Annotated in this window: 22 protein-coding genes and 1 pseudogene; 10 read left to right on the top strand and 13 right to left on the bottom strand. The window is 75.0% G+C overall.

The window, feature by feature from the left end:
* Window positions 1-2 precede the first annotated feature (2 nt).
* Both RMN56_RS16635 and RMN56_RS16630 read right to left on the bottom strand, forming a co-directional pair.
* Window positions 3-1550: a histidine kinase N-terminal domain-containing protein gene (locus RMN56_RS16635; protein WP_313718343.1), complete on the bottom strand. Its 1548-nt coding sequence runs from the start codon at window positions 1548-1550 to the stop codon at window positions 3-5.
* A gap of 25 nt (window positions 1551-1575) precedes the next feature.
* A complete protein-coding gene (locus RMN56_RS16630; RefSeq protein ID WP_313724760.1) occupies window positions 1576-2607 on the bottom strand; it encodes an SIS domain-containing protein in 1032 nt (343 codons plus the stop codon).
* A gap of 183 nt (window positions 2608-2790) precedes the next feature.
* On the opposite strand from RMN56_RS16630, the gene RMN56_RS16625 reads away from it, so the two are divergent.
* On the top strand, window positions 2791-4611 hold the full coding sequence (locus RMN56_RS16625; RefSeq protein ID WP_313718342.1) for a tetratricopeptide repeat protein: 1821 nt from the start codon (window positions 2791-2793) through the stop codon (window positions 4609-4611).
* Window positions 4612-4705: 94 nt separating this feature from the next.
* Here RMN56_RS16625 and RMN56_RS16620 read toward each other — a convergent pair whose 3' ends face one another.
* Window positions 4706-6298 (bottom strand): MDR family MFS transporter, encoded by a 1593-nt coding sequence (locus tag RMN56_RS16620; protein WP_313718340.1) that lies wholly within the window; start codon window positions 6296-6298, stop codon window positions 4706-4708.
* A gap of 115 nt (window positions 6299-6413) precedes the next feature.
* Between RMN56_RS16620 and RMN56_RS16615 the strand changes: the two genes are divergently transcribed.
* The gene (locus RMN56_RS16615) at window positions 6414-6983 is read left to right on the top strand and encodes a TetR/AcrR family transcriptional regulator (RefSeq protein ID WP_313718339.1); all 570 of its coding nucleotides are present in this window, start codon (window positions 6414-6416) and stop codon (window positions 6981-6983) included.
* A gap of 28 nt (window positions 6984-7011) precedes the next feature.
* Here RMN56_RS16615 and RMN56_RS16610 read toward each other — a convergent pair whose 3' ends face one another.
* Window positions 7012-7524, bottom strand: a complete 513-nt coding sequence (locus RMN56_RS16610; RefSeq protein ID WP_313718338.1) for a GNAT family N-acetyltransferase — start codon at window positions 7522-7524, stop codon at window positions 7012-7014.
* Window positions 7521-7736, bottom strand: coding sequence for a biotin/lipoyl-binding carrier protein (locus tag RMN56_RS16605; RefSeq protein ID WP_073834949.1), 216 nt, complete (start codon window positions 7734-7736; stop codon window positions 7521-7523). Before RMN56_RS16605 ends, RMN56_RS16610 begins: the two co-directional genes overlap by 4 nt.
* Window positions 7737-7965: 229 nt before the next feature.
* Here RMN56_RS16605 and RMN56_RS32670 point away from each other — a divergent pair, with 229 nt between their 5' ends.
* Entirely contained in the window at window positions 7966-8040 is a 75-nt protein-coding gene (locus RMN56_RS32670) for a 50S ribosomal protein bL37 (RefSeq protein ID WP_369700219.1), read from the top strand.
* A 100-nt stretch (window positions 8041-8140) separates the two neighbouring features.
* Here the strand turns inward: RMN56_RS32670 and rsrA are convergent, their stop codons facing one another.
* The 5 genes from rsrA to RMN56_RS16580 form a co-directional block, all read right to left on the bottom strand.
* Window positions 8141-8428: a mycothiol system anti-sigma-R factor gene (gene rsrA / locus RMN56_RS16600; protein WP_313718337.1), complete on the bottom strand. Its 288-nt coding sequence runs from the start codon at window positions 8426-8428 to the stop codon at window positions 8141-8143.
* 2 nt (window positions 8429-8430) lie between these two features.
* A complete protein-coding gene (locus RMN56_RS16595; protein ID WP_313718336.1) occupies window positions 8431-9237 on the bottom strand; it encodes a sigma-70 family RNA polymerase sigma factor in 807 nt (268 codons plus the stop codon).
* A 297-nt stretch (window positions 9238-9534) separates the two neighbouring features.
* Entirely contained in the window at window positions 9535-10152 is a 618-nt protein-coding gene (locus RMN56_RS16590) for an alpha/beta hydrolase family protein (protein WP_313718335.1), read from the bottom strand.
* 102 nt (window positions 10153-10254) lie between these two features.
* Window positions 10255-10647, bottom strand: coding sequence for a WhiB family transcriptional regulator (locus RMN56_RS16585; protein WP_313718334.1), 393 nt, complete (start codon window positions 10645-10647; stop codon window positions 10255-10257).
* A gap of 209 nt (window positions 10648-10856) precedes the next feature.
* The gene (locus RMN56_RS16580; protein ID WP_313718333.1) at window positions 10857-11564 is read right to left on the bottom strand and encodes an SOS response-associated peptidase; all 708 of its coding nucleotides are present in this window, start codon (window positions 11562-11564) and stop codon (window positions 10857-10859) included.
* Window positions 11565-11666: 102 nt separating this feature from the next.
* Between RMN56_RS16580 and aroA the strand changes: the two genes are divergently transcribed.
* The 4 genes and pseudogenes from aroA (at window position 11667) to RMN56_RS16560 (ending at window position 15985) form a co-directional block, all read left to right on the top strand.
* Window positions 11667-12968 carry a 3-phosphoshikimate 1-carboxyvinyltransferase gene (gene aroA / locus RMN56_RS16575; protein WP_313724610.1) on the top strand — a complete coding sequence of 434 codons (1302 nt, stop codon included), beginning with the start codon at window positions 11667-11669 and terminating at the stop codon, window positions 12966-12968.
* Between the two features lie 162 nt (window positions 12969-13130).
* A complete protein-coding gene (gene rsgA / locus RMN56_RS16570; protein ID WP_313724759.1) occupies window positions 13131-14072 on the top strand; it encodes a ribosome small subunit-dependent GTPase A in 942 nt (313 codons plus the stop codon).
* 60 nt (window positions 14073-14132) lie between these two features.
* Entirely contained in the window at window positions 14133-14951 is an 819-nt protein-coding gene (gene hisN, locus RMN56_RS16565) for a histidinol-phosphatase (protein WP_313724609.1), read from the top strand.
* Between the two features lie 60 nt (window positions 14952-15011).
* A pseudogene (locus RMN56_RS16560) lies at window positions 15012-15985 on the top strand (hypothetical protein).
* On the opposite strand, the gene RMN56_RS16555 reads toward RMN56_RS16560, so the two are convergent.
* Window positions 15880-17133, bottom strand: coding sequence for a glycosyltransferase (locus tag RMN56_RS16555; protein ID WP_313724608.1), 1254 nt, complete (start codon window positions 17131-17133; stop codon window positions 15880-15882). The pseudogene RMN56_RS16560 and the gene RMN56_RS16555 sit on opposite strands and share 106 nt — an antisense overlap.
* A 237-nt stretch (window positions 17134-17370) precedes the next feature.
* Here RMN56_RS16555 and RMN56_RS16550 point away from each other — a divergent pair, with 237 nt between their 5' ends.
* The 3 genes from RMN56_RS16550 to RMN56_RS16540 all read left to right on the top strand — a co-directional run bounded on the left by RMN56_RS16550 (window position 17371) and on the right by RMN56_RS16540 (window position 19809).
* Complete coding sequence (locus tag RMN56_RS16550; RefSeq protein ID WP_313724607.1) at window positions 17371-18369, top strand: SDR family oxidoreductase; 999 nt, start codon at window positions 17371-17373, stop codon at window positions 18367-18369.
* A 59-nt stretch (window positions 18370-18428) separates the two neighbouring features.
* Window positions 18429-19157 (top strand): ATP-binding protein, encoded by a 729-nt coding sequence (locus RMN56_RS16545; protein ID WP_313724606.1) that lies wholly within the window; start codon window positions 18429-18431, stop codon window positions 19155-19157.
* Between the two features lie 79 nt (window positions 19158-19236).
* Window positions 19237-19809 (top strand): DUF5709 domain-containing protein, encoded by a 573-nt coding sequence (locus tag RMN56_RS16540; protein ID WP_313724605.1) that lies wholly within the window; start codon window positions 19237-19239, stop codon window positions 19807-19809.
* Between the two features lie 3 nt (window positions 19810-19812).
* Here the strand turns inward: RMN56_RS16540 and RMN56_RS16535 are convergent, their stop codons facing one another.
* Both RMN56_RS16535 and macS read right to left on the bottom strand, forming a co-directional pair.
* The gene (locus tag RMN56_RS16535) at window positions 19813-20445 is read right to left on the bottom strand and encodes a response regulator (protein ID WP_313724757.1); all 633 of its coding nucleotides are present in this window, start codon (window positions 20443-20445) and stop codon (window positions 19813-19815) included.
* 11 nt (window positions 20446-20456) lie between these two features.
* Window positions 20457-21581 (bottom strand): MacS family sensor histidine kinase, encoded by a 1125-nt coding sequence (gene macS, locus RMN56_RS16530; protein ID WP_313724604.1) that lies wholly within the window; start codon window positions 21579-21581, stop codon window positions 20457-20459.
* Window positions 21582-21610: the final 29 nt, after the last annotated feature.

Below are 21610 nucleotides of genomic sequence, written 5' to 3'. Positions count from 1 at the left end.
GGTCAGCCGGCGAGCCGGTCGGCGGTGCCGCGGGCCAGGGGTACGACCAGCATGGCCTCGGTGCCGCCCTCGGCGCCGTTGCGCAGCTCGATGGTGCCGCGCAGCTCGCCGGTGACCAGGGCCCGCACGATCTGGAGGCCGAGGTTGCCGCCCTTCTCCGCGTCGAAGTGGGCGGGCAGGCCCCGGCCGTTGTCGGCGACCGAGACGTGCAGCTGCTTGCGGAACCGGTGCGCCGTGACCACCACCACCGGCTCCGGCGCGCCCTCGGGGCCGGGCGCGCCCTCCTCGCCGGCCGGCGGGAAGCCGTGCTCGACGGCGTTGAGCAGCAGTTCGTTGAGGACCATCACCAGCGAGGTGGCGATCTCGGCGGGCAGCACGCCGAACCTGCCCTGCCGGCGCATGCCGACGGTCACCTCGGTGGCGGCGACCTCGGTGGCCGCGCTGGCCACCCGGTCGACGATGCCGTCGAACTCGACCGCCTCGTCGCTGGACATCGAGAGCGTCTCGTGGACCAGTGCGATGGAGGCGACCCGGCGTACCGACTCCTCCAGGGCGACCCGGGCCTCCGGCATGGACACCCGGCGGGCCTGGAGGCGCAGCAGCGCGGCCACGGTCTGCAGGTTGTTCTTCACCCGGTGGTGGATCTCCCGGATGGTGGCGTCCTTGGTGATGAGGGCGCGGTCGCGGCGGCGTACCTCGGTGATGTCGCGGACCAGCACCAGCGCGCCGATCGGCACGCCCGCGGGCATCAGGGGCAACGCCCGGGTGAGCATGGTGGCGCCCCGGGCGTCGATCTCCCGCCGGGGCGGGGCCTCGCCGCGCAGCGCGGCGAGCACCGCGTTGCCGGCGTCGGTGCCTTCGAGGGGATCACCGGCGAGCCGGCGGTGCAGCTTGGCCAGGTCCTCCCCCACGAGGTGGGAGGCGAAGCCGAGCCGACGGTACGCGGACTGCGCGTTGGGGCTGGCGTAGGTGACCTTGCCGTTGGCGTCGAGCCGGACCAGGCCGTCGCCGACCCGGGGCGCCGAGGTGGTCTCGCCCGGGTGCCGGGGCGGCGGGAAGGTGCCGTCGGCGATCATCTGCGCCAGGTCGTCGGCGGTGGTCAGGTAGTTCAGTTCGAGCTGGCTGGGCGTGCGCGCGGTGGAGAGGTTGGTGTCCCGGCCCACCACCGCCATGACCTCGCCGGACTCCCCGTCGGCGGTGCGCAGCCGCACCGGGATGGCCTCGTGCCGCGCGGGCACGTCGCCGTACCAGACCGGGTCGCCCTCCCGCCAGATCCGGCCCTGCCGGTGGGCGACCTCCAGGTGCGCCACCTCGGGCCCGCCGACGATCCGGCCGACCTGGTCGTCCAGGTACGCGGTCGGCGCGGTCGTCGGGCGGACCTGGGCCACGCAGAGGAATGTGCCGTCGCCGTCGACCGGCACCCAGAGCAGCAGGTCGGCGAAGGACAGGTCGGAGAGGAGCTGCCAGTCGCCCGCGATCCGGTGCAGGTGGTCGATGTCGGCCGGCCGGAGCGAGGTGTGCTCCTCGGCGAGGTCACGGAGGGTGGACACGCTGAACAGCGTGCCACGCCGGGGCTCACATCGTCGCCGTGACCTTCTTCAACCCGCGGGGGGCGTCCGGGTCCTCGCCCCGGGCCAGGGCCAGGGCCAGGGCGAGCCGCTGGAGCGGCAGGATGTCGAGCAGCGGGGCGTACCGCTCGTCGACCTCGGGCACGGCCATCCGGGCGGTCGCCTCGACGTCGGCGGAGCCGACCACCACGACGTCGGCGCGGCGCTCGCCGAGGCGGGGCAGCACCTCGCGCATCGACCGACCGCCGGGACCCGACCCGACCACGGCGAGCACCGGCACGTCCGGGTCGGTCATGGCGAGCGGGCCGTGCAGCAGGTCGGCGCCGGAGAAGGCGAGCGCCGGCAGGTAGGAGGTCTCCATCAGCTTCAGCGCGGCCTCGCGGGCCGTCGGGTACGCGTAGCCCCGGCCGGTGGTGACGAGCTGGCCGGCGAACCGGTAGCGCGGGGCGAGCTGGGCCGGTGTGGCGTCGGAGAGGGTGCGCTCGGCCAGCTCGGGCAGGCGGGCCAGGCACTCCCGCTCCTCGGCGGGGAGCACGCCGTCGCCGGCGCGTACGCCCTCGACGAGCATGAGCAGCGCGAGCAGCTCGGCCGTGTAGGTCTTGGTGGCGGCGACGGCCCGCTCGTGCCCGGCGGCGATGTCCACGCTCAGCTCGGCGGTGCCCACCAGCCGCGAGTCGGGGTTGTTGGTCACGGCCAGGGTGAGCGCGCCCGATTCCCGGGCCACCCGCAGCACCTCGGCCAGGTCGGGTGAGCCGCCGCTCTGGCTGACCCCGACCACCAGGGCGTCGGACAGGTCGGGCCGGGCGCCGAAGACGGTGATGGCGCTGGGCGAGGCGAGCCCGGCGGGCAGGCCGAGCCGGATCTCGGTGAGGTAGGCCGCGTAGAGCGCTGCGTGGTCGGAGGTGCCCCGGGCGGTGAAGACCACGTGGCGGGGCCGACGCTCGGCGATCACCGCCGCGACCCGGGCGATCGCCCCGGCGTGCTCGGCGGAGAGCAGGCGGTCGTAACCGGCCGGCTGCTCGTCGATGTCGGCGGCCATCCCGGCCCCTGGACGCGTCACGGAAGACCCCCTCCTGCGCGATTGCCGCGCGTTCGGTGCTCAGTCTTGCACCTTTCGGAGACAGTGAGCAATTGAACGAACAGGAGTGCGCAGTGGATCACCATCTGGCCGCATGATCCCCTAGGCTTGCCCGGCTGGCGGACCCACCACCGAGAGGACGACGTGCCCGAGGACGACCCCGTGCTCTCGGCGGAGGAGGAACTCGCGCTGGCCCGACTGGCGTTGGCCGAGGGGGACCTCCGGCACGCCGCCGAACACGTGGCCGCCGCCCTCGTCCAGGCCCCCACGCTGCCCGAGGTGCACGAGACGCTCGCCCGGCTCGCCGCGGCCAGCGGCGGCGACCTGGACCTCTTCCCGCTCGGCCACCACGCCTTCGTCGGCGCGGTGGTGGCCCGCGCCCACCTGCTCGCCGCCGCCGGCCGCCCCGCCGAGGGGCTCGACCTGCTGGCCGCGGCCACCGGTTACGCCCCCGCCGCCGAGTGGGCCGCCGTGCCCTGGGTGACCGCGCCCGACCTGCCCGAACGGCTCGACCCCGAGCGCACCGCCAGGATCCTCATGCAGGTCTGCGCGGCCGCGGCCGACCCGGTCCCCCGCCGGCTGCGCGACCCGCTGCGCCCGTACCTCACCCTGGCCCGCAACGCGGTCGCCGTGTACCCGGCCCACCCGCTGCTGCTGGGCGCGGCGTCCGCGCTGGCCCGGCGCCTCGGCGAGGTCGCCCTCGCCGTCACCTGGGCCTCTCGGGGGGTACGCGCACAGCCCACCAAACTCGGCGAGGTGTGGCTCGGGTACGCGTACCGCAGTGCCGGCCGGACCCGGGACGCGCTCGCCGCGCTGCAGCGGGCCGTCGCCCTCGACCCCGACGACCTGGCGGTCTACGCCGACATCGCCGGCACCCTGGCCGACCACGGCCGGCTCGACGAGGCGCTCGACTGGATCGACCGGGCCCTGGCCAAGGACCCGACCTTCGACTGCGCCGTGCACACCGCCCACCGGCTGCGCTTCCAGCGCGACGGGGACGTGGCCCACCTGGTGGCCCTCGCCGACTTCGTGCGGGACCACCCCGACGACACCCACGAGCACGGCGACCTGGCCGAATGCTGCCGGGGCCGCCCCTGGCTGGGCCAGGTGACCCCGGCCGGCGGCCCGGTGCTGGAAGCGCTGCGCCAGGCGCTCGCGGCCGACGCCCCGGTGGCCGTACGCCTGGACGGGCTGGAACCGCCGAGCGCCATGCGGACCGCGGCCGTGGCGGCGCCGGGGCTGGCCGTCGAGGTGACCGAGGTGGCCGACCCGGACCCGCGCGAACCCCGGCGGGCCACCACCTGCCAGCTCTGGCGGTACGACGGCACCGTGGCCGCGCCCACCCTGCCCACCCCGTCGGCCGAGGCGGCGGAGCGGATCCGGCAGCTCGCACACCCGGCCTGGCCGCACCCGCCGGCCGCGTACGACGCCGCGGTGGGACTGGCCACCCTGGACCTCGCCGACCTGCTGGGCGTGCTGGTGCACCCGCCGGCCGCGCCGGCCACCGCGCTCGGGCGGGTGCTCGCCGGCCAGGACCCGTCGCTCTGGGTGCGCTGCGTGCAGGTGTGGGCCTGCCTCGGCCTGCTGCACCACCGCACCGACGAGCCGTGGGCGGAGTCCACCCGGCGCCGGGTGCTGCTGGAACTGCTCTGGGGCGTGGAGGACTGGATCACCGAGGCGGCGATGTTCGCCCTGGTCACCGCCGCCTGGGTGGATCCCGCGGTCCGCGCCGACGTGGCCCGGGTGGTGGCCGAGCGGCTCGCCGACGCGGCGGCCGTGGCCCGCGAGCGCCGGGTGCCGATCGCGGTGTCGCTGGCCCACCTGGCGCTGGCCACCCCGGACCTGGACCCACCCACCCGTGCCCTCGCCGACGCCCTGGCCACCGGCCCGGTTCCGGCCGCCCGGCCCGGCGCCCTGCGCCGCCTCTGGAGCCGCCTCGCCGGGCTCTTCCGCCGGCATCCCTGACCCGCCACCGCCTCGGCCGATCCTCGGGCGCAGCCCGGAAACGACGCGGCCACGCCGGGCCCGGGGACGGGTCGGCGTGGCCGCGGCGGACGGGTCAGGCGACGGGAGACCTGCCGAGGGCGGCCTCGGCCTGGTCCTCCGGGGTGGTGTCGGCGGGCGGGGCCTCGTTCGCCGTGCGCAGCGGGACCTCCTTGATGAACCAGGCGAGCACCGGGACCGCCACGGTGAAGAAGACCGCCCAGAAGAAGACGTGCGAGATGGCGTCGGAGAGCCCGCCGAGCACGACCTCCCGCACCGGGCCGGACAGCTCCTTGAGCTTCTCCAGGTTCATGGCGCCGCCCTCGCCGCCGCCCCCGCCGGCGAAGGCCGGCCCGGCGGCGGAGTCGGCGAGCCGGTTGGCGAAGATCGCGCCGAACAGCGAGACGCCGAACGAGCCGCCGATGGACCGGAAGAAGGTGGCCGCGCCGCTCGCCGCGCCCAGGTCCTTCTGCTCCACGCTGTTCTGCGCGATCAGCATCGAGGTCTGCATGAGGAAGCCCATGCCGACGCCGAGCACGACCATGTAGAGCGAGGAGACGGTCTTGCTGGTGCCCAGGTCGAGCTGGGTCAGCAGGCCCATGCCGGCGGTCATGACCACGCCGCCGATGATCGGGAAGGCCCGGTAGCGCCCGGTCTTCGTGATGGCCCGGCCGACGACCAGCGAGACCACCAGCATGCCGAACATCAGCGGGAGCAGCAGCAGGCCGCTGTTGGTGGCCGAGGCGCCCTGCACGGTCTGCTGGTAGAGCGGCAGGAAGTTCATCGCGCCGAACATGGCGAAGCCGAGCAGGAAGCCGATGATCGAGATGAGGGCGAAGTTCCGGTTACTGAACAGGCTCAGCGGCAGGATCGGCTCCGGGGCGCGCCGCTCGACCAGACCGAAGGCCACCAGGGTGACCAGCGCGAGCGCGGCGAGGCCGAGGATCTGCGGGGACGTCCAGTCGTACTGGTTGCCGCCCCACGTGGTGACGAGCACGATCGCCGTGATGCCGACGGAGAGCAGCGCGGCGCCCAGCCAGTCGATCTTGTGCTCGGTGCGGTACTTCGGCAGGTGCATGGTGGTGGCGAGCACCAGCAGGGCCACGCCGCCGAGCGGCAGGTTGACGTAGAACGCCCAGCGCCAGGAGAGGTGGTCGGTGATGAAGCCGCCGACCAGCGGGCCGGCCACCATGGCGATGGCCATGATGCCGGCGATCATGCCCTGGTAGCGACCCCGCTCGCGGGGCGGCACCAGGTCACCGATGATCGCCATGACACCTACCATCAGACCGCCGGCGCCGAGGCCCTGGACGGCCCGGAAGGCGATCAGCTCGATCATGCCGGTGTCCGTGCCGCCGAACATGCTGGATCCGGACATGCCGCACAGCGCGGAGCCGATCAGGAAGACGACCACCGAGGTCAGGAAGACCGTCTTGCGGCCGTAGAGGTCGCCGAGCTTGCCCCAGATCGGGGTGGAGACCGTCGTGCCCAGCACATACGCGGTGACCACCCAGGTGAAGTGGTCCGCCCCGCCGAACTCGAAGACGATCCGCGGCAGCGCGGTGCTGACGATCATGTTGTCGAGCATCGCGAGCATCATCGCGATCATCAGGCCGAAGAGGACGACCCGGACATTGGGTCTGGTCGCCACCTGGGCTGGTTGACTCATGGGTAAGCTCCCCCGAAGATCTGTGACCTACTTACTTGCCGTCCGGCTAGTTACCTTACTAGCCGGACGGTAAGTTGGTCAGTAGGAACCGTCAAGCGAATTGGGTGAGGTAAGGGTGAGGGAGAGCACAGGCGGCACGCGGCAACGCATTCAAGCCGTCGCGCTGGAGCTCTTCACCGAGCAGGGCTACGAGAAGACCTCGCTCCGGGAGATCGCCGAGCGACTCGGCGTGACCAAGGCCGCCCTCTACTACCACTTCAAGAGCAAGGACGAGATCGTCAGCAGCTTCGTCGACGACCGGCTGCGCCGGATGGACGAGCTGATCGAGTGGGCCGACACCCAACCGGCCACCCTGGCGACCCGGCGCGAGCTGCTGAGCCGGTACGCCGACGCGATGTTCGCCGGGGAACTGCCCCGGGTCATGCGGTTCTTCGAACAGAACCAGACGGTGCTCAAGAGCCTCGCCGCCGGGCAGCAGATGCGCGACCGGATGATGCGGCTGGCGCACGAGCTGAGCCGGGGCGACGACTCCCCGGCCGCCCAGCTGCGCGCCACGCTGACCCTGTTCGCCGTGCACAGCAGCTGGTTCGCGGTCCGCACCCCCGGCATCAGCGACGAAGAGCGCAAGAAGATCGCCCTCGAGGTCGCCGACGAGCTGCTCGCGAAGATCGCCGACGCCTCCTGACCGGGGCGGGCGGCGGGCCGGGGCCGGGTTAGGCCGGGCGGGTCAGGTCCAGGCGCAGGCCGAGCAGTTCCACACCGGGCAGCGGGGTCCAGTCCTTCTCCGGCGCCCGCACGAAGCCCAGCCGCCCGTAGAGCCGCCGCGCCACGGCGGCCATCCCACTGCGTACGCAGATCACGACCGCCGAGCAGCCCAGCTCGGTGGCGCGCGCCACGCACGCCCCGACCAGCACCGCCCCGGCGCCCCGGCCCTGCGCGGCCGGGTCGACCGCCAGCATCCGGAACTCGGCCTCACCCGGGCCGGCGAGTTCGGCGAACGGGGTGCCGGGCAGCACGAACGTCACGGCGCCCACCACCTCACCGGTCACCTCGTCGACGGCGACCAGCACCTCACCCGTCTCCGCCCGGGTGGCCACGTCGGCCAGCACCGGCGCGTAGCCCGTCTCGCCCTTGAGCTGCCCGTCGGCCTCGTACGCGGCGACCGTCAGGCGGGCCACCGCCGGGAAGTCGGCCGGCTCCGCCCGTCGGACGCGCAGCCCGCTCAACCGATCACCGCGATCAGGTCACCGTCCTGCACGACGTCGCCCTCGTTGACCGCGATCTGCTGCACCACGCCGTCTGACTCGGCGACGACCGGGATCTCCATCTTCATCGACTCCAGGATCACCAGCGTGTCCCCCTCGGACACGGTGTCCCCGGCCGACGCGACGACCTTCCAGACGTTCGCCACCATCTCGGCGCGGATCTCCTCGGCCATCTCCGGGCCCTCCCTCTCCACCGCTGTTGCTGCGAACGGTATCCAATCATGAGCCCGCTCACGCTCCGGCACAGCGCGCCCGGCACGCCGGTTCCGCCCCCGCCGGTCCCCCGCGACCCGCGTCGGCACTAGCATCAGCGCGGTCGGCTCCCGGCGCCCGGGAACCGGCACGCGACCTCCGCCGCGCTCGTCCGCGGCCGGACCGTGACCAGCTACAAGGAGGCAGAGCATGGCGAAGAAGGCCCGCAAGAAGAAGGCCCGTAAGAAGAGCGGCGCCAACCACGGCAAGCGCCCCAACTCCTGATCCCGGATCGGAGTCGATGCCGGCCCCCGGGCCGGACACACGGTGGCCCGGGTCCAGACGGACCCGGGCCACCGGTGTGTTCAGCTCGTTGCCGCTGCCGTCAGTCGGCCAGCTCACGGGACTCGGTGGTCTCGAAGACCACCAGCTCGGACAGGCGGATCCGCAGCCGCTCGCGCAACTGCTCCGGCGCGGTCTCGTTGCCGCAGCAGCGGGCGACCAGCGCCTTCACCTCCTGCTCGATGCCGTACTCGTGCAGGCAGGGCCCGCACTCCTCCAGGTGCTCCCGGATGAGGACGCGGCGCTCCTCACCGCACTCCAGGTCCAGGTAGAGGTAGACCTCGGCGAGCACCTCGCGGCAGTCCGTCTCGTGCGGCTTCCCACAGCTCACGGTCACACCTCCCGGCTGGCGGCGGCGGTCGAGCCCTTCGACGGCGCGGAGGTGAAACCCCGCTCCGCCGCGTACTGCTCGAGCAGCTTGCGCAGATTACGACGGCCGCGGTGCAGCCGCGACATCACGGTGCCGATCGGCGTCCCCATGACGTCGGCGACCTCCTTGTAGGAGAAGCCCTCGACGTCGGTGAGGTAGACCGCCATGCGGAACTCCTCCGGCAGCTGCTGGAGGGCCTCCTTGACGTCGCTGTCCGGCAGCCGGTCCAGCGCCTCGGTCTCCGCCGAGCGCAACCCGCTGGACGTGTGCGACTCCGCCTCGGCGAGCTGCCAGTCGGTGATCTCGTCCGTGGGCGCCTGGACGGGCTGGCGCTGCCGCTTCCGGTAGGAGTTGATGTAGGTGTTGGTCAGGATCCGGTACAACCAGGCCTTCAGGTTCGTGCCCTGCTCGAACTGGTGGAAGGCGGCGTACGCCTTCAGGTACGTCTCCTGGACCAGGTCCTCGGCATCCGCCGGGTTGCGGGTCATCCGCAGCCCGGCAGCGTAGAGCTGGTCGACGAAGGGCATCGCGTCCCGCTCGAAGCGGGCCCTGCGCTCGTCCGTCTTCTCGGTCGTCAACCGCACGTCCCCTCGCGTCGGATGCTTTCCCGCCGAGGATACGCGTACCCACCTGTCGGCAGATTCACTTCCGGACTGTGTGCTGGTGCTCACGGCCGACGCCGTCGCGGGCCAGTCCGGCGCGTCCAGCAGCCGCTTGAGCTGCCGCGCGTCCCGTTCGTCCCGCTCCCGGCTCCGTGTCTCGGTCGGCACCGGTCACCCCCCTCGGCTGGAAAACGCATCCGGGGGTAGTAACGCTCGCCGCCGGGCCGGACATTCCACGCCGCCCCACCCGTTCCTGGTCCCCGCCTCGGCCGCGACCGACGCTGGGACCAGGAAGGGCCTGGGAGGGTGGCCCCGGACGCCCGAACCGGGCGCCCGACACCATCCGTAGCAACGACCCGCCGCCACCGACGGTCACGCCGGCCTCTCCGCCGCCGCGTGTCGCCCCTCCGCCGCTCGGCGCCCCGGGCCTGCGGAGTTGAGCCGCCGGCGACATCGCGGGGTCGGTCAGGCGGGAAGCCAGCCCCGGGCCCGGAGCCAGTCGCGGACGACGGCTGCCGTGGCCGCCGGGTCGCCGCGGAGGTCGTGCCGCTCACCCGGACGGGTCACCACCTCGACGCCGGGCCCGGGCTCGGGCACCCCGAACGGGTCCCGGTCGCCGTTGACCACCAGCGTGGGCAGGCCGGTGCGCAGTTCCTCGGCCCGCGAGCGTTCCGGCCGCCCGGGCGGGTGCAGCGGGAACGCCAGCGCGACGATGCCGGCCGCGCCGACCGCCTGGGCGGTGCGGCAGGCGACCCGGGCGCCGCTGGACCGGCCGCCGACCACCCAGCGGGCCGCCTCCGGGTGGCGGGTGCGGAGTGCGGCCAGCACGGCCGTCCACGCCTCGTCGAGGTGCCCGGCCGGGGCGGGGGCGCGCCGGCCCGTGACCCGGTACGGCTGGGTCACCCGGACCACACCCGCGCCGGCGTCGACCAGCGCGTCCCGGACCGCCACCAGGTCCGGGGCGTCCACGTCGCCGCCGGCCCCGTGACCGAGCACCACCACGGTGGCGCCGCGGGCCACCGGCGGGTCGATGTGGACCCGGGCCGGTCCGCGGGGTGTCCCGATCTCGTCACTGTGCCGCACGGGCCCATTCTGCGGCCGGCCCCGCACGCGGCGGTCGCCCGGTGCGGAAACGCCGTCGCCCGCGTCTCCCGGCGGGGAGACGCGGGCGACGTCAGAACGACATCAGCTCGACGGCACCAGCGTGAGCAGGCGGTCGCGGACCGGTGGGCCGGCCTCATCGAGGGCGTCCGGATCCGGCCGCACCTCGCTGCGCCAGGCGACCAGCATGGCCCGCCGCTCGCGCGGTGTGGTGCCGCCCCAGACGCCGTGGCAGTCACCCACCTCCAGGGCCCAGGCGAGGCAGGACCCCTGGACGTCGCAACTGCGGCAGAGCGCCACGGCCGCGTCGGCCGGTTCGTTGGGCGCCGGGAAGAACGTCTCCGGATCCACGCTCTGGCAGGTTCCTCTGGTCCGCCACGCCTCGTCGTGGCGCCGCTCGCGCAGGGCCCGCAGCAGTCGCGGATCTCGCCGCGCGGCGGCCACCTCGTGCGGGCGGGGCATGCGTGCCCGTGTCAATACACCCACCTCCCCCGTGGGACCGGCAAAGATCGTGAAAGATCGATGGGTGTCATCCGCCCCGTGCGAACAGACCCCAACGCCGGCGCTGTGTTCTATCGCACTTGCGCAGGCGGGGACAAGGGTCTCCGGTAAACATGGCTAAACGGCCGGGCGACGTTTCAGGCGCAACCCCGGCAAATCAGCACACGACAATGTGCTGAGCGTGATCAGAACAGGGTCATTTCCGTCTCGGCCTCCGCACGCGCCAGGGGGACCCGGGCGGTCAGCTCCGGGCCGTCGTTGCGGACGTCGCCGACCGCCGGCGAGACCGGGCGGATCTCCAGCCCCGCCAACCAGGCCGGGGCGGGCGGCGCGAGCAGCTCGGCGGGCTCGGCGGCGGCGCCGAGCCAGGACGCCCAGCGCTCCCGGGGCAGCAGCAGCGGCATCCGGTCGTGCACCTCGGCCAGCTCGCCGACCGCCGCGGTGGTCAGCACGCTGAACGTGAGCCGGGCCTCGCCGGCCGGCTCCCAGACCGACCAGATCCCCGCGAAGGCCAGCACCGAACCGTCACGCGGGGTCATGAAATAGGGCTGCCGCCGGCCGTCGGCCTGCCGGACCCACTCGTACCAGCCGTCGGCCGGGACCAGGCAGCGCCGGCGGGCGAACGACGGGGCGTACGCCCGGCTGGTGGCGATCGTCTCCACCCGCGCGTTGATCATGCGGGCGGCGCTGGCGGCGGTGCGGGACCAGTGCGGCACCAGCCCCCAGCGGCCGACGGAGAGCAGCCGGTGCCCCTCCGGAGCCAGCCGGACGAGCGGCACGGGATCGGTCGGGGCGACGTTGAAGTCCGGGCCGACCCCGCCGGTCTCGTCGGACGACTCGAACAGCGCGCTCAGGTCGCCCGCGCTCCGGGTCGTCGCGTACCTCCCGCACATGGCGCCAACGCTAACCCGCCGGCGGCGTTCCGGCTGTCCCGCCAACCGGGAGCAGGAGCGACGGGCGGTTCCACCGGCCCGCGGAGTTGGCAGAATGTGAGCGTGGGGAATCGAACCGCGACGCGGCCGCCGCAGCCGTGGACCGCGCCGACCGCGAGCGACCCGGTCGCCGCGACGCTGCGCCTGCCCGGCTCCAAGTCGATGACCGCCCGGGCCCTGGTGCTCGGCGCGCTGGCCAGCGGGCCGTCGACGCTCGACCGGCCGCTGCGCGCCCGGGACACCGAGTTGATGGCCGGCGGCCTGCGCGAGCTGGGCGCGCACATGTCCGTCTCCGACGACGACCGCTGGCTGGTCCGGCCGCACCCGCTGGTCGGCCCGGCGCACGTCGACGTCGGCCTGGCCGGCACGGTGATGCGGTTCCTGCCGCCGGTGGCCGGCCTGGCCGAGGGCCGGGTCACCTTCGACGGCGACCCGCACGCCCGGACCCGCCCGCTCGGCCCGCTGATCGGCGCGCTGCGCTCCCTCGGCGTCCGCATCGACGCCCCGCCGGTCGGCAGCCTGCCGCTGGTCGTCCTCGGCGCCGGCCGGGTCACCGGCGGCGAGGTGGTCATCGACGCCTCCGCCTCCAGCCAGCTCGTCTCCGGGCTGCTGCTGGCCGGGCCGCGCTTCGACCGGGGCGTGGTGGTCCGGCACGAGGGGCCGCCGGTGCCGTCCGCCCCGCACCTGCGGATGACCGTGCAGATGCTGCGCGCCGCCGGGGCGGCGGTCGACGACACCACGCCCGACGTCTGGGCGGTCGAGCCCGGCCCGCTGACCGGCCGCGGCTGGGAGATCGAGCCCGACCTGTCCGGAGCGGCGCCGTTCTTCGCCGCCGCCCTGGTCACCGGCGGCGAGGTGACCCTCCAGGGCTGGCCGCGCAGCAGTCTCCAGCCGGTCGAGCAGCTGCGCGGGCTGCTGCACCGGATGGGCGGCGAAGTGATCCTGGGCACCGACGGGCTGACCGTGCGGGGCACCGGCACGGTCCGCGGGCTGGACGCCGACCTCTCCGACGTCGGCGAGCTGACCCCGGTGCTGACCGCGCTGGCCATGCTGGCCGACTCCCCGTCCCGGCTGACCGGCGTGGGCCACATCCGGGGGCACGAGACCGACCGGGTCGCCGCCCTCGCCAAGGAGTTCGCCGCGCTGGGCGCGGACCTCACCGAGACCACCGACGGGCTGGAGATCCGGCCCCGCCCGCTGCGCGGCGGGACCTTCCGGACGTACGACGACCACCGGATGGCGCACGCCGCGGCGGTGGCCGGGCTGGCGGTCCCCGGCATCGAGGTCGACGACGTGTCGTGCACCTCGAAGACCATGCCGGAGTTCCCGGCGCTATGGTCAGGGATGGTGACCGGCAAGAACTGACGACGGGGGGACGACCTGGCGACGAAGCGGCGGGAGTACGACGAGGACGACGTCCGGGTCCGGCCCGGCAGGTCGTCGCGCCCGCGCACGCGCACCCGGCCCCGTCACGAGGACGCCGTGGACGGGTTCGTGATCGCCGTCGACCGGGGGCGCTACACCTGCGTGTTCCTCGACGCCGGGCCCGACTCCCCGACCGTGACCGCCATGCGGGCCCGCGAGCTGGGCCGCAAGTCGGTGGTGGTGGGCGACCGCGTGGGCCTGGTCGGCGACACCTCGGGCGCCCCCGGCGCGCTGGCCCGGATCGTCCGCATCGCCGAGCGCCGCTCGGTGCTGCGGCGGACGGCGGAGGACGACGCCACCACCGCCGAGGGGCGGCTCGAGCGGGTGGTCGTGGCGAACGCCGACCAGCTCGTGATCGTCAGCGCGCTGGCCGATCCGCCACCGCGCACCGGGTTCATCGACCGCTGCCTGGTGGCCGCGTACGACGCCGACATCGAGCCGCTGCTCTGCCTCACCAAGGCCGACCTGGCCGGCCCGGAGGCGGTGCTCGGCTACTACACCGAGCTGGAGCTGCCGTACGTGCTGATCCGGCCGGACTCGGACCTGGCCGCGCTGCGCGCGCTGCTCGCCGGGCGGGTGTCGGTCATGGTCGGGCACTCCGGGGTGGGCAAGTCGACGCTGGTCAACCGCCTCGTGCCGGAGGCCGACCGGGCGGTCGGCACGGTCAGCGCGATCGGCCGGGGCCGGCACACCTCGACCAGCGCCGTGGCGCTCGGGCTGCCCCCGCACCCGCACGCCGACTCCGAGGGCGCTCCGGGCTGGATCATCGACACCCCGGGCGTGCGCAGCTTCGGGCTGGCGCACGTCTCCGCGGAGAGCCTGCTGCACGGCTTCCCGGACCTGGTGGAGGCGACCGTCGACTGCCCGGCCAACTGCCAGCACACCGCCGAGGAGGCGGACTGCGCGCTGGACGCCTGGGTGGCCGCCGGCAAGGCGGACCCGCGCCGGCTGGCCTCGTACCGCCGGCTGCTGGCCTCCCGCAGCGGCGAGGGCGACGTGCGCGAGCCGGAGCGGAACCCCGGCGACCCGCTCGCCGGTTCCTGAGCGGCGGAAACCGGGCCACCCGCGCGTCGCGGCGGCACGGGCGTCGCTAGCGTGTCCGGCATGACCGGGTACGCCGACGACCTCGCCCTCGCCCACCGGCTCGCCGACGCCGCCGACGCGGTCGCCACGGCCCGGTTCCGCGCCCTCGACCTGCGGGTCGAGTCGAAGCCCGACCTGACCCCGGTGTCCGACGCGGACACGGCCGTGGAGCGGGAGATCCGCGCCCTGCTGGCCGCCCACCGCCCCGGCGACGGCCTGCTCGGCGAGGAGTACGGCGAGCAGCCCGCCACCGGCCCCGACGGGCGGCGCTGGGTCGTCGACCCGATCGACGGCACCAAGAACTTCGTCCGGGGCGTACCCGTGTGGGCGACCCTGATCGCGCTGCTGGAGGGTGACCGGCCGGTGCTCGGCCTGGTGTCCGCCCCCGCGCTGCAACGGCGCTGGTGGGCGGCCCGCGGTGCGGGCGCCTTCGCCGGCCCCGACGCGGCCTCCGGCGCGCCGATCCGGGTCTCCGGGGTGACCACCCTGGCCGACGCCAGCTTCTGCTACTCCTCCCTGACCGGGTGGGAGGAGGCCGGCCGGCTGGACGCGGTGCTCCAGATCATGCGGGACGCCTGGCGCAGCCGGGCCTACGGCGACTTCTACGGCTACATGCTGCTGGCCGAGGGGGCGCTGGACGTCATGGTGGAGCCGGAACTGTCGCTCTGGGACATCGCGGCGCTGGTCCCGATCGTCACCGAGGCGGGCGGCACGGTCACCGACCTGGCCGGGCGACCGGCCCCGGCCGGGGAGGGCTCCGGCGAGCACAGCGCCGTCGCCAGCAACGGCGCGCTGCACGACGACATCCTGGCCCGGCTCGGCCGGCCGGCCGAGCGCTGACCCGCCGGCAACCTCTATCCTCGCCAGGTGGTGTCCTCCGGTTGGTGCTTCCTGGCGGCGATGATCGTCGCGTACGGCTTCGCCAATCTCCTCCAGTCGGTGGCCGCGGCGCGGACCACCGTGCACCACACCTTCGACCCGGGGCTGCTGCTCCGGCTGGCCGGCCACCGGACGTACCTGGTCGGGCTCTCCTGCCAGGTGGTCGGTTTCGTGCTGGCCTTCCTGGCCCGCCGGGACCTGCCGCTGTTCCTGGTCCAGGCCAGCGTGGCGGCCGGGCTGGGCGTGACCGCCGTGCTCGGCGTGCTGGTGCTCAAGTGGCGCCTGCCGGCCGCCGAGGTGGCGCTGCTGGTGCTCCTGTTCGGGGGGATCATCGCGCTGGTGCTGGCCGCCGAGCCGGCGCCGTCCCGGCAGCTCGGCACGGCCGGGCTGGTCGGCCTGGCGGTGGCGCTCGGGGTGATCGCCGTGCTCGGCTTCTTCGCCGCCCGCTTGCACGGCGCGCCCGGCTCGGTGGCGCTGGGCGCGCTGGCCGGGATGGCGTTCTCCGCCGCCGCGGTGGCGGCCCGGCCGCTCGCCTCGGCCGACTCGGCGGAGGCGTTCGTCCGCGACCCGCTGCTCTACCTGCTGATCGCCCACTCGGTGGTCGGCCAGCTCCTGCTCGGGCTTGCCATGCAGCGCGGCTCGACCACGGCCGCCGTGGCCGCCATGGACGCCGCCGGGGCGGTGCCCGCGGCGATCGTCGGCCTGCTGCTGCTCAACGACCGGATCTGGCCGGGCCGGGAGTGGCTGGCCGGGGTCGGCTTCCTGGCCACGCTGGTCGCGGTGGTCGGCCTGACCAGGTACGCCGAGCCGCAGCACCACCACGCGGTGGCCCGGAACCGGGAGCGTGCCATGATCGGCGCCGGCTCGGCCGTCCGCGCCCGGCGTTGACTCAGGCCGCCTCGACGGGTCCGCGCCGGTCGGCGGCGACCTCGACGGGGCGCGTGACCGCGACCGGCGGCTCGGCCGGCTTGCGGCGCCCGATCACCCGCTCGTAGAGCCGCTCCAGCGCGCCGGCCGTCCGTTCCCACGTGTAGCTGCACCGGACCCGGTCCACGGCGGCGTGCCCGTACGCGAACCGCCCGGCGTTGTCGGCGAGGATCCGGCGCAGGGTGACCCCGAGGGTGCGTACGTCCCCGGGCGGCACCAGCTTGCCGGTCACCTCGTCGACCACCGCGTCGGCGATGCCGCCCATGGCGTAGCCGACCACCGGGACGCCGCAGGCCATCGCCTCCAGCGACACCCGGCCGGCCGAGGAGTAGTGCGGGGTGCAGGCGACCACGTCGGCGGAGCGGTACCAGGTGGCCATCTGGTCGTGCGGGACCGCGCCGACCAGCTTCACCTGGTCGGCCACCCCGGTCCGCTCGGCCAGCTCGCGCAGCCGGCGCGCCTCGGCGTGGTCGGCGAGCTGCTCGGCCGGCGGGCCGCCGGCGATCACCAGCTCGGCGTCGCCGACCAGCCGCATGGCCCGGATCAGGTCCTCCTGGCCGTGGCCGGCCGCGAGCCCGCCGACGGAGAGGATGCGGGCCCGCTGGTCGCGGGGGGCCGCCTCGCCGTCCGGGTGGAACTGCGCGGTGTCGACCCCGGTCGGCACCATGGCCACCGAGGTGCGCTGCAGTCCCATCCGGGTCAGCTCGTCGACCTCGTCGTTGCACTGGGCCACGGCGATGTCGACGGCCCGGGTCAGCGCCCGTTCCAGCGGGATCCGCTCCCCCGGCCCGTCGTACCGGCCGCCGAGGTGGCGCAGCTGCTCGACGCCGAGGGAGTGGAAGGTCTGCACCACCGGGATGTCGGTCTCCCGGACGGCGTGGGCGGCGGCCAGACCGCCGACCCAGTAGTGCCCGTGCACCACCTCGGGCGCCCAGTCGTCGGACCACCGCTGTGCCAGCCAGCGGCCGAACTCGGTGACGTACGGGACCAGTTCGGCGGTGGGCAACGGGGCGGGCGGGCCGACGGGGACCCGCTCCAGGTGGTAACCGTCCACGTCCACGGACTCCTGGCCCTGCGCGTCGCGGCGCTCGTACACCCGGACGTCGTGGCCCCGCGCGGCGAGTTCGGCCGCCACCCGCGCGATGTGCTGGTGGGTCCCGACGGTGGGACCGTCGACGGACGGGCCGGCGTGCGCGCACACAAGGCCGACGCGCATGGTGCACCTCCATGCGTTTTCGCGAGCGGTGGGTCCTCCGGTCAGAGGGTCCCATTAACCCGGCCCCGGTGCGCCGAAACCTGGCAGATCGGGTGCGGACCGGCGGACCGTTCCACGGGTGGGACAGCGTCCGGCCCGGTCGGGTTGGTGACAATCTGCCCCGGCCGGGCGGCCGGCAACCGTGATCCGGGCGACTCCGGCGGCATGACCGGGCCGGACCGGGGGTACCGGCGAAGAATGCCTCTCACCCGCAGCCTCGACGACGCCACCGTCGTGATCACCGGCGCCTCCAGCGGGATCGGCGCGGCCACTGCGTACGCGCTGGCCCGGCGGGGCGCCGACGTGGTGCTGGCCGCCCGGACCGAGGAGGCGCTGCGCCGGGTCGCCGACCGCTGCCGGGAGCTGGGCGGGCGGGCGCTGGTGGTGCCGACCGACGTGACCGATCCGGAGGCGGTGGAGCGGCTCGCGGCGCGGGCGGCCGGCGAGTTCGGGCGGATCGACGCCTGGGTCAACAACGCGGCGGTGGGCACGGTGGGGCTCTTCGACGAGATCCCGGTGAGCGAGTTCCGCCGGGTGGTCGAGGTGAACCTGCTCGGCACCGTCCACGGGACCAGGGCCGCGCTGCCCTGGCTCGACGCGGCGGGCGGCGGGGTGCTGGTCAACAACGCCTCGGTGCTGGCGGAGGTGGCCATGCCGTACCAGTCGGCGTACAACGCCACGAAGCACGCCATCCGGGGGCTGGCCGACACGGTCCGGCAGGAGCTGCGGGTCACCGGCCGCGGCCACATCTCGCTCTGCACGGTGCTGCCGGCCAGCATCGACACCCCGTTCTTCCGGCACGCCGCCAACCACACCGGGCGGGAGCTGACCCCGCCGCCACCGGTGTACCCGCCGGACCTGGTGGCCGAGACGATCGTCCGGCTGCTGCGCCGGCCGCGCCGCGAGGCGTACGCCGGGGGCGCGGCCCGGCTCATGGGCCTCCAGTGGCGGCTCGCCCCGGCGCTGGCCGAGCGGGCGCTCGGCTGGTACACGGCGCGCACCCAGTTCGGCCCGGGGGTACGCCTGGACGCCACCGGCAACGTGTTCCACGCCGACGCGGCGGCCGAGCGGACCGATGGTTGGCAGGGCCGGCGGGCGCAGCTGATCCGGCTCACGGCGGCCTTCGGGCTGGCGGCTGCCGGCACCGCTGTCGGCACCATGGCGGCGATGAGTCGGCGTCCCCGGACGGAACGCTGATGAGTCCCGCCGACCGGACTGATGCGCGACGGGGGGCGGCCATGCACAATGGGACGATCATGCCGACGGACGTGCGCTGCCTGGTCGAGACCGACGAGTCCTCGGCGGTCGTCCGGCTGACCGGCGTGCTGGACCGGGCCGGGCTCGACGCCGTCCGGGACGCGCTGCTCGCCCGGCTCTGGCAGCGACCGGGCGCGGCGATCGTCGACCTGTCCGGAGTGCGGATCGCCGATCCGGCGGCCCGGGGGCTTCTCGACGAGGTGCACCGCGTCGCCGTCGACTGGCCGGCCGCCGACCTGCTGGTGTGTGATCCAACCGGCCAGCCGGAGGGTGGCGCGCCGGTCCACCGGTCCCTCGACGCGGCGCAGGCCGCGCTGGGCGACGCGCCGCAGGCCGCGGTGCTCGCCGCCGACCTGCCCCCGGTGGTGGCGGCGGCCCGGGAGGCCCGGGCCCTGGTCACCGAGGGCTGCGCCCGGTGGGGCGTGCCGGAGTTGGCCGAGCCGGCCTCCATCGCGGTCACCGAGATGGTCAACAACGTGGTGGCGCACGCCGGGACTCCCATGACGGTCCGGGTGGCCCCCCGGGACAGCGCCCTGCACCTGGCGGTCCGGGACCACTCCGCGCGGCGGCCGGCCTACGCCGGGCTGGCCCCGGTCACCTCCACCGGCGGCCGGGGACTGCTGCTCATCGACACGGTGGCCCGGCGCTGGGGCAGCACGCCACTTCCGGACGGCAAGGTCGTCTGGTGCGTCCTGCACGCCGAGGACGAGGCCACGCTCCGGAACTGAGGCCCTTTTCGCCCCGTTCCTCCCGATCCACCCCGCCGGTGGCGGTTAATGCGGCGAGCCCAGTGGGTAGTTCCCCGTCATGCGCGACAACGAGTTCCCCACCCCCGTGTCCGACACCGAGGCGAACGGCCTGCCCGACACCGCCGACGACGACTCGACCGCCAACGACGACGTCCTGACCGGGCGCGAGGCCGACGGACCGGATCCCGCCCAGCTGCCCGCCGACCGCACCCCCGTCGCCGTGGACCGCTTCGGCACCACCGCGGAGGAGCAGCTCGACGGCGAGTCGCTGGACTACAAGCTCCAGCGCGAGCAGTACGAGCGGCCCGCCGACGACCCGCTGGCCGGGACGGTCGACCCGGACATCGCCGCCGAGGCGGACAGCGAGGAGGCCGCCGCGCAGGCCCAGCTCGACGCCGACGTGATCGACCCGGGGCCGACCTCCGACCCGCACTCCCCGGTCTCCATCTACGACCACGGCCAGCTCGGCACCGTCGCCGACCACGAGGTGGGGCGGCTGGTCGAGCCGGACGAGGGCGCACACACCGACCAGGAGACCGACAACGTCGCGTACGACGCCGGCGCGGCCGGTGGCGGGGCGACCGCGGAGGAGCTGGCCATTCACGAGACCCGGCCGCCCGAGGCGACCTGAGCCTCAGCCGTCCAGGCCCCGCTCGATCGCGTACCGGGTCAGCTCGACCCGGTTGTGCAGCTGGAGCTTGCCGAGGGTGTTCTGCACGTGGTTCTGCACCGTCCGGTGGGACAGCCCGAGCCGCTCGGCGATCTGCTTGTACGACAGGCCCTTCGCCACCAGGCGCAGCACCTCGGTCTCCCGCTCGGTGAGCCGGGGTGCCTCGTCGTGCGGGGCGGCCGGCGTCGCGGCCAGCCTCCGGTACTCCCCCAGCACCAGCCCGGCCAGGCCCGGGGTGAAGACCGGCTCGCCGGCCGCCGTGCGGCGCACCGCGTCCAGGAACTCGGCCGGCGCGGCCGACTTCAGCAGGTAGCCGGTGGCGCCGGCCTTGACCGCGTCCAGCACGCTCTGCGGCTCGCCGCTCGCCGACAGCATGAGCACCCGCACCTCGGGCAGCACGGCGCGCAGCCCCTGGATCACCTCGACGCCGGAGACGTCCGGCAGTTGCAGGTCGAGCACGACCACGTCGGGGCGGGCGGCCGCGGCCACCCGGACCGCCTGCCGCCCCTCCCCGCTGGTGGCCACCACCAGGTGGCCGGCCTCGGTGAGGTCGCGGGCCACGCCCTCGCGCCACATCGGGTGGTCGTCGACCACCATCACCCGGATGCTCACCGCGCGTCCCGCGGGACGGTCAGCTCGATCTCCGTGCCGGCGCCCGGGGCGGAGACGATGCGCACCTCGCCACCGAGGTCGGCGACCCGGCCCCGGATCGACTGCGCCACCCCGAGCCGGCCCTGCGCGGCGGCCTGGGCCAGCCGCCCCTCCGGGATGCCCGGCCCCTCGTCGCGTACCGAGACGGTCACCGTCTCCCCCTCGTCCTCGATCAGCACCCAGGCCCGCCCGCCGGCGTGCCGGGCCACGTTGTCCAGCGTCGCACCGACGGCGGCGGCCAGTTCGCCGGCCACCCGTGCGGGCAGCGGCACGGGGGTGGCCGGCGCGGCCACCTGGACCGTCGTCGAGGCGTAGCGGTCGAGCAGGTCACGCAGGTCCCGGGCGTCGCCCGCGCCGTCCGGCGCGGCGCCCGCCCGGCCGATCAGCGTGCGCAGCGCGGCTTCCTGCTCGCCGGCCAGCCGGGCCAGCTCGGCGGCCTCGCCGTCCAGGTCCGCCCCGCGCCGCCGGACCAGTGCCAGCACCTGGAGCACCGAGTCGTGGATGTCCCGGGCCAGCCGCTCCCGCTCCCGGGTGGCCGCCTCCAGCTCCACCGCCCGCTGCAGCCGCGCCTCGGCCTCCACGGCGAGCCGGGCCACGTGCCCCACCACCACACCGGCCAGCAGCATGAGGATCACCCCGGTGAGCGAGGACTGGCTGATCCGCTCCCGGGTGGCCAGGTCGGTCCCGCCGAGCACCAGCGCGGCCACCGCGCCGCGCCGTCGGCCGCCGGACACCGCCCAGGCCAGCACCGGGCCGGCCAGCCAGGCGACGGTCAGGGTGGGCACGCCGGCGGCGAGCGCCGCGCGGCCGACCACCCACGGCGTGGCCAGCATGATCGCCAGCACCACGCCGAGGTCGGCCAGGAGCAGCGGCCACCGCCGTCCGGCCGGGCGCGCGTAGCCGGCCGTGGTCGCCCCGGACCAGGCCAGCATCCCCAGGAGTACGCCGCCGGCGGCGACCGGATGCGCGTAGCGGTCGGCGTCGCGGAGCACCAGCACACCCACGTACGCCAGCGAGGCGAAGCGGAACACCGCGATGGACCGCCAGAGCGGGACCTCCAGGCCACCCGGGGACGACGGCATGCCGGACACCCTGCCACAGCCGCGCACGG

The sequence above is a fragment of the Micromonospora halotolerans genome (assembly GCF_032108445.1).
In the GTDB taxonomy this organism is placed as follows: domain Bacteria; phylum Actinomycetota; class Actinomycetes; order Mycobacteriales; family Micromonosporaceae; genus Micromonospora; species Micromonospora halotolerans.
The sequence above is the reverse complement of the archived record's forward strand: the minus strand, read 5'-3'. Positions and strand labels throughout refer to the sequence as shown.

What these genes read in the sequence shown, in the direction of transcription:
- RMN56_RS16630 (WP_313724760.1), bottom strand. Translation starts at nt 2,607, where the DNA reads ATGGCCGCCGACATCGACGAGCAGCCGGCCGGTTACGACCGCCTGCTC.
- RMN56_RS16620 (WP_313718340.1), bottom strand. Translation starts at nt 6,298, where the DNA reads ATGAGTCAACCAGCCCAGGTGGCGACCAGACCCAATGTCCGGGTCGTC.
- RMN56_RS16605 (WP_073834949.1), bottom strand. Translation starts at nt 7,736, where the DNA reads ATGGCCGAGGAGATCCGCGCCGAGATGGTGGCGAACGTCTGGAAGGTC.
- RMN56_RS16580 (WP_313718333.1), bottom strand. Translation starts at nt 11,564, where the DNA reads ATGTGCGGGAGGTACGCGACGACCCGGAGCGCGGGCGACCTGAGCGCG.
- hisN (WP_313724609.1), top strand. Translation starts at nt 14,133, where the DNA reads ATGACCGGGTACGCCGACGACCTCGCCCTCGCCCACCGGCTCGCCGAC.
- RMN56_RS16555 (WP_313724608.1), bottom strand. Translation starts at nt 17,133, where the DNA reads ATGCGCGTCGGCCTTGTGTGCGCGCACGCCGGCCCGTCCGTCGACGGT.
- RMN56_RS16550 (WP_313724607.1), top strand. Translation starts at nt 17,371, where the DNA reads ATGCCTCTCACCCGCAGCCTCGACGACGCCACCGTCGTGATCACCGGC.
- RMN56_RS16545 (WP_313724606.1), top strand. Translation starts at nt 18,429, where the DNA reads ATGCCGACGGACGTGCGCTGCCTGGTCGAGACCGACGAGTCCTCGGCG.
- RMN56_RS16540 (WP_313724605.1), top strand. Translation starts at nt 19,237, where the DNA reads ATGCGCGACAACGAGTTCCCCACCCCCGTGTCCGACACCGAGGCGAAC.
- RMN56_RS16535 (WP_313724757.1), bottom strand. Translation starts at nt 20,445, where the DNA reads ATGGTGGTCGACGACCACCCGATGTGGCGCGAGGGCGTGGCCCGCGAC.
- macS (WP_313724604.1), bottom strand. Translation starts at nt 21,581, where the DNA reads ATGCCGTCGTCCCCGGGTGGCCTGGAGGTCCCGCTCTGGCGGTCCATC.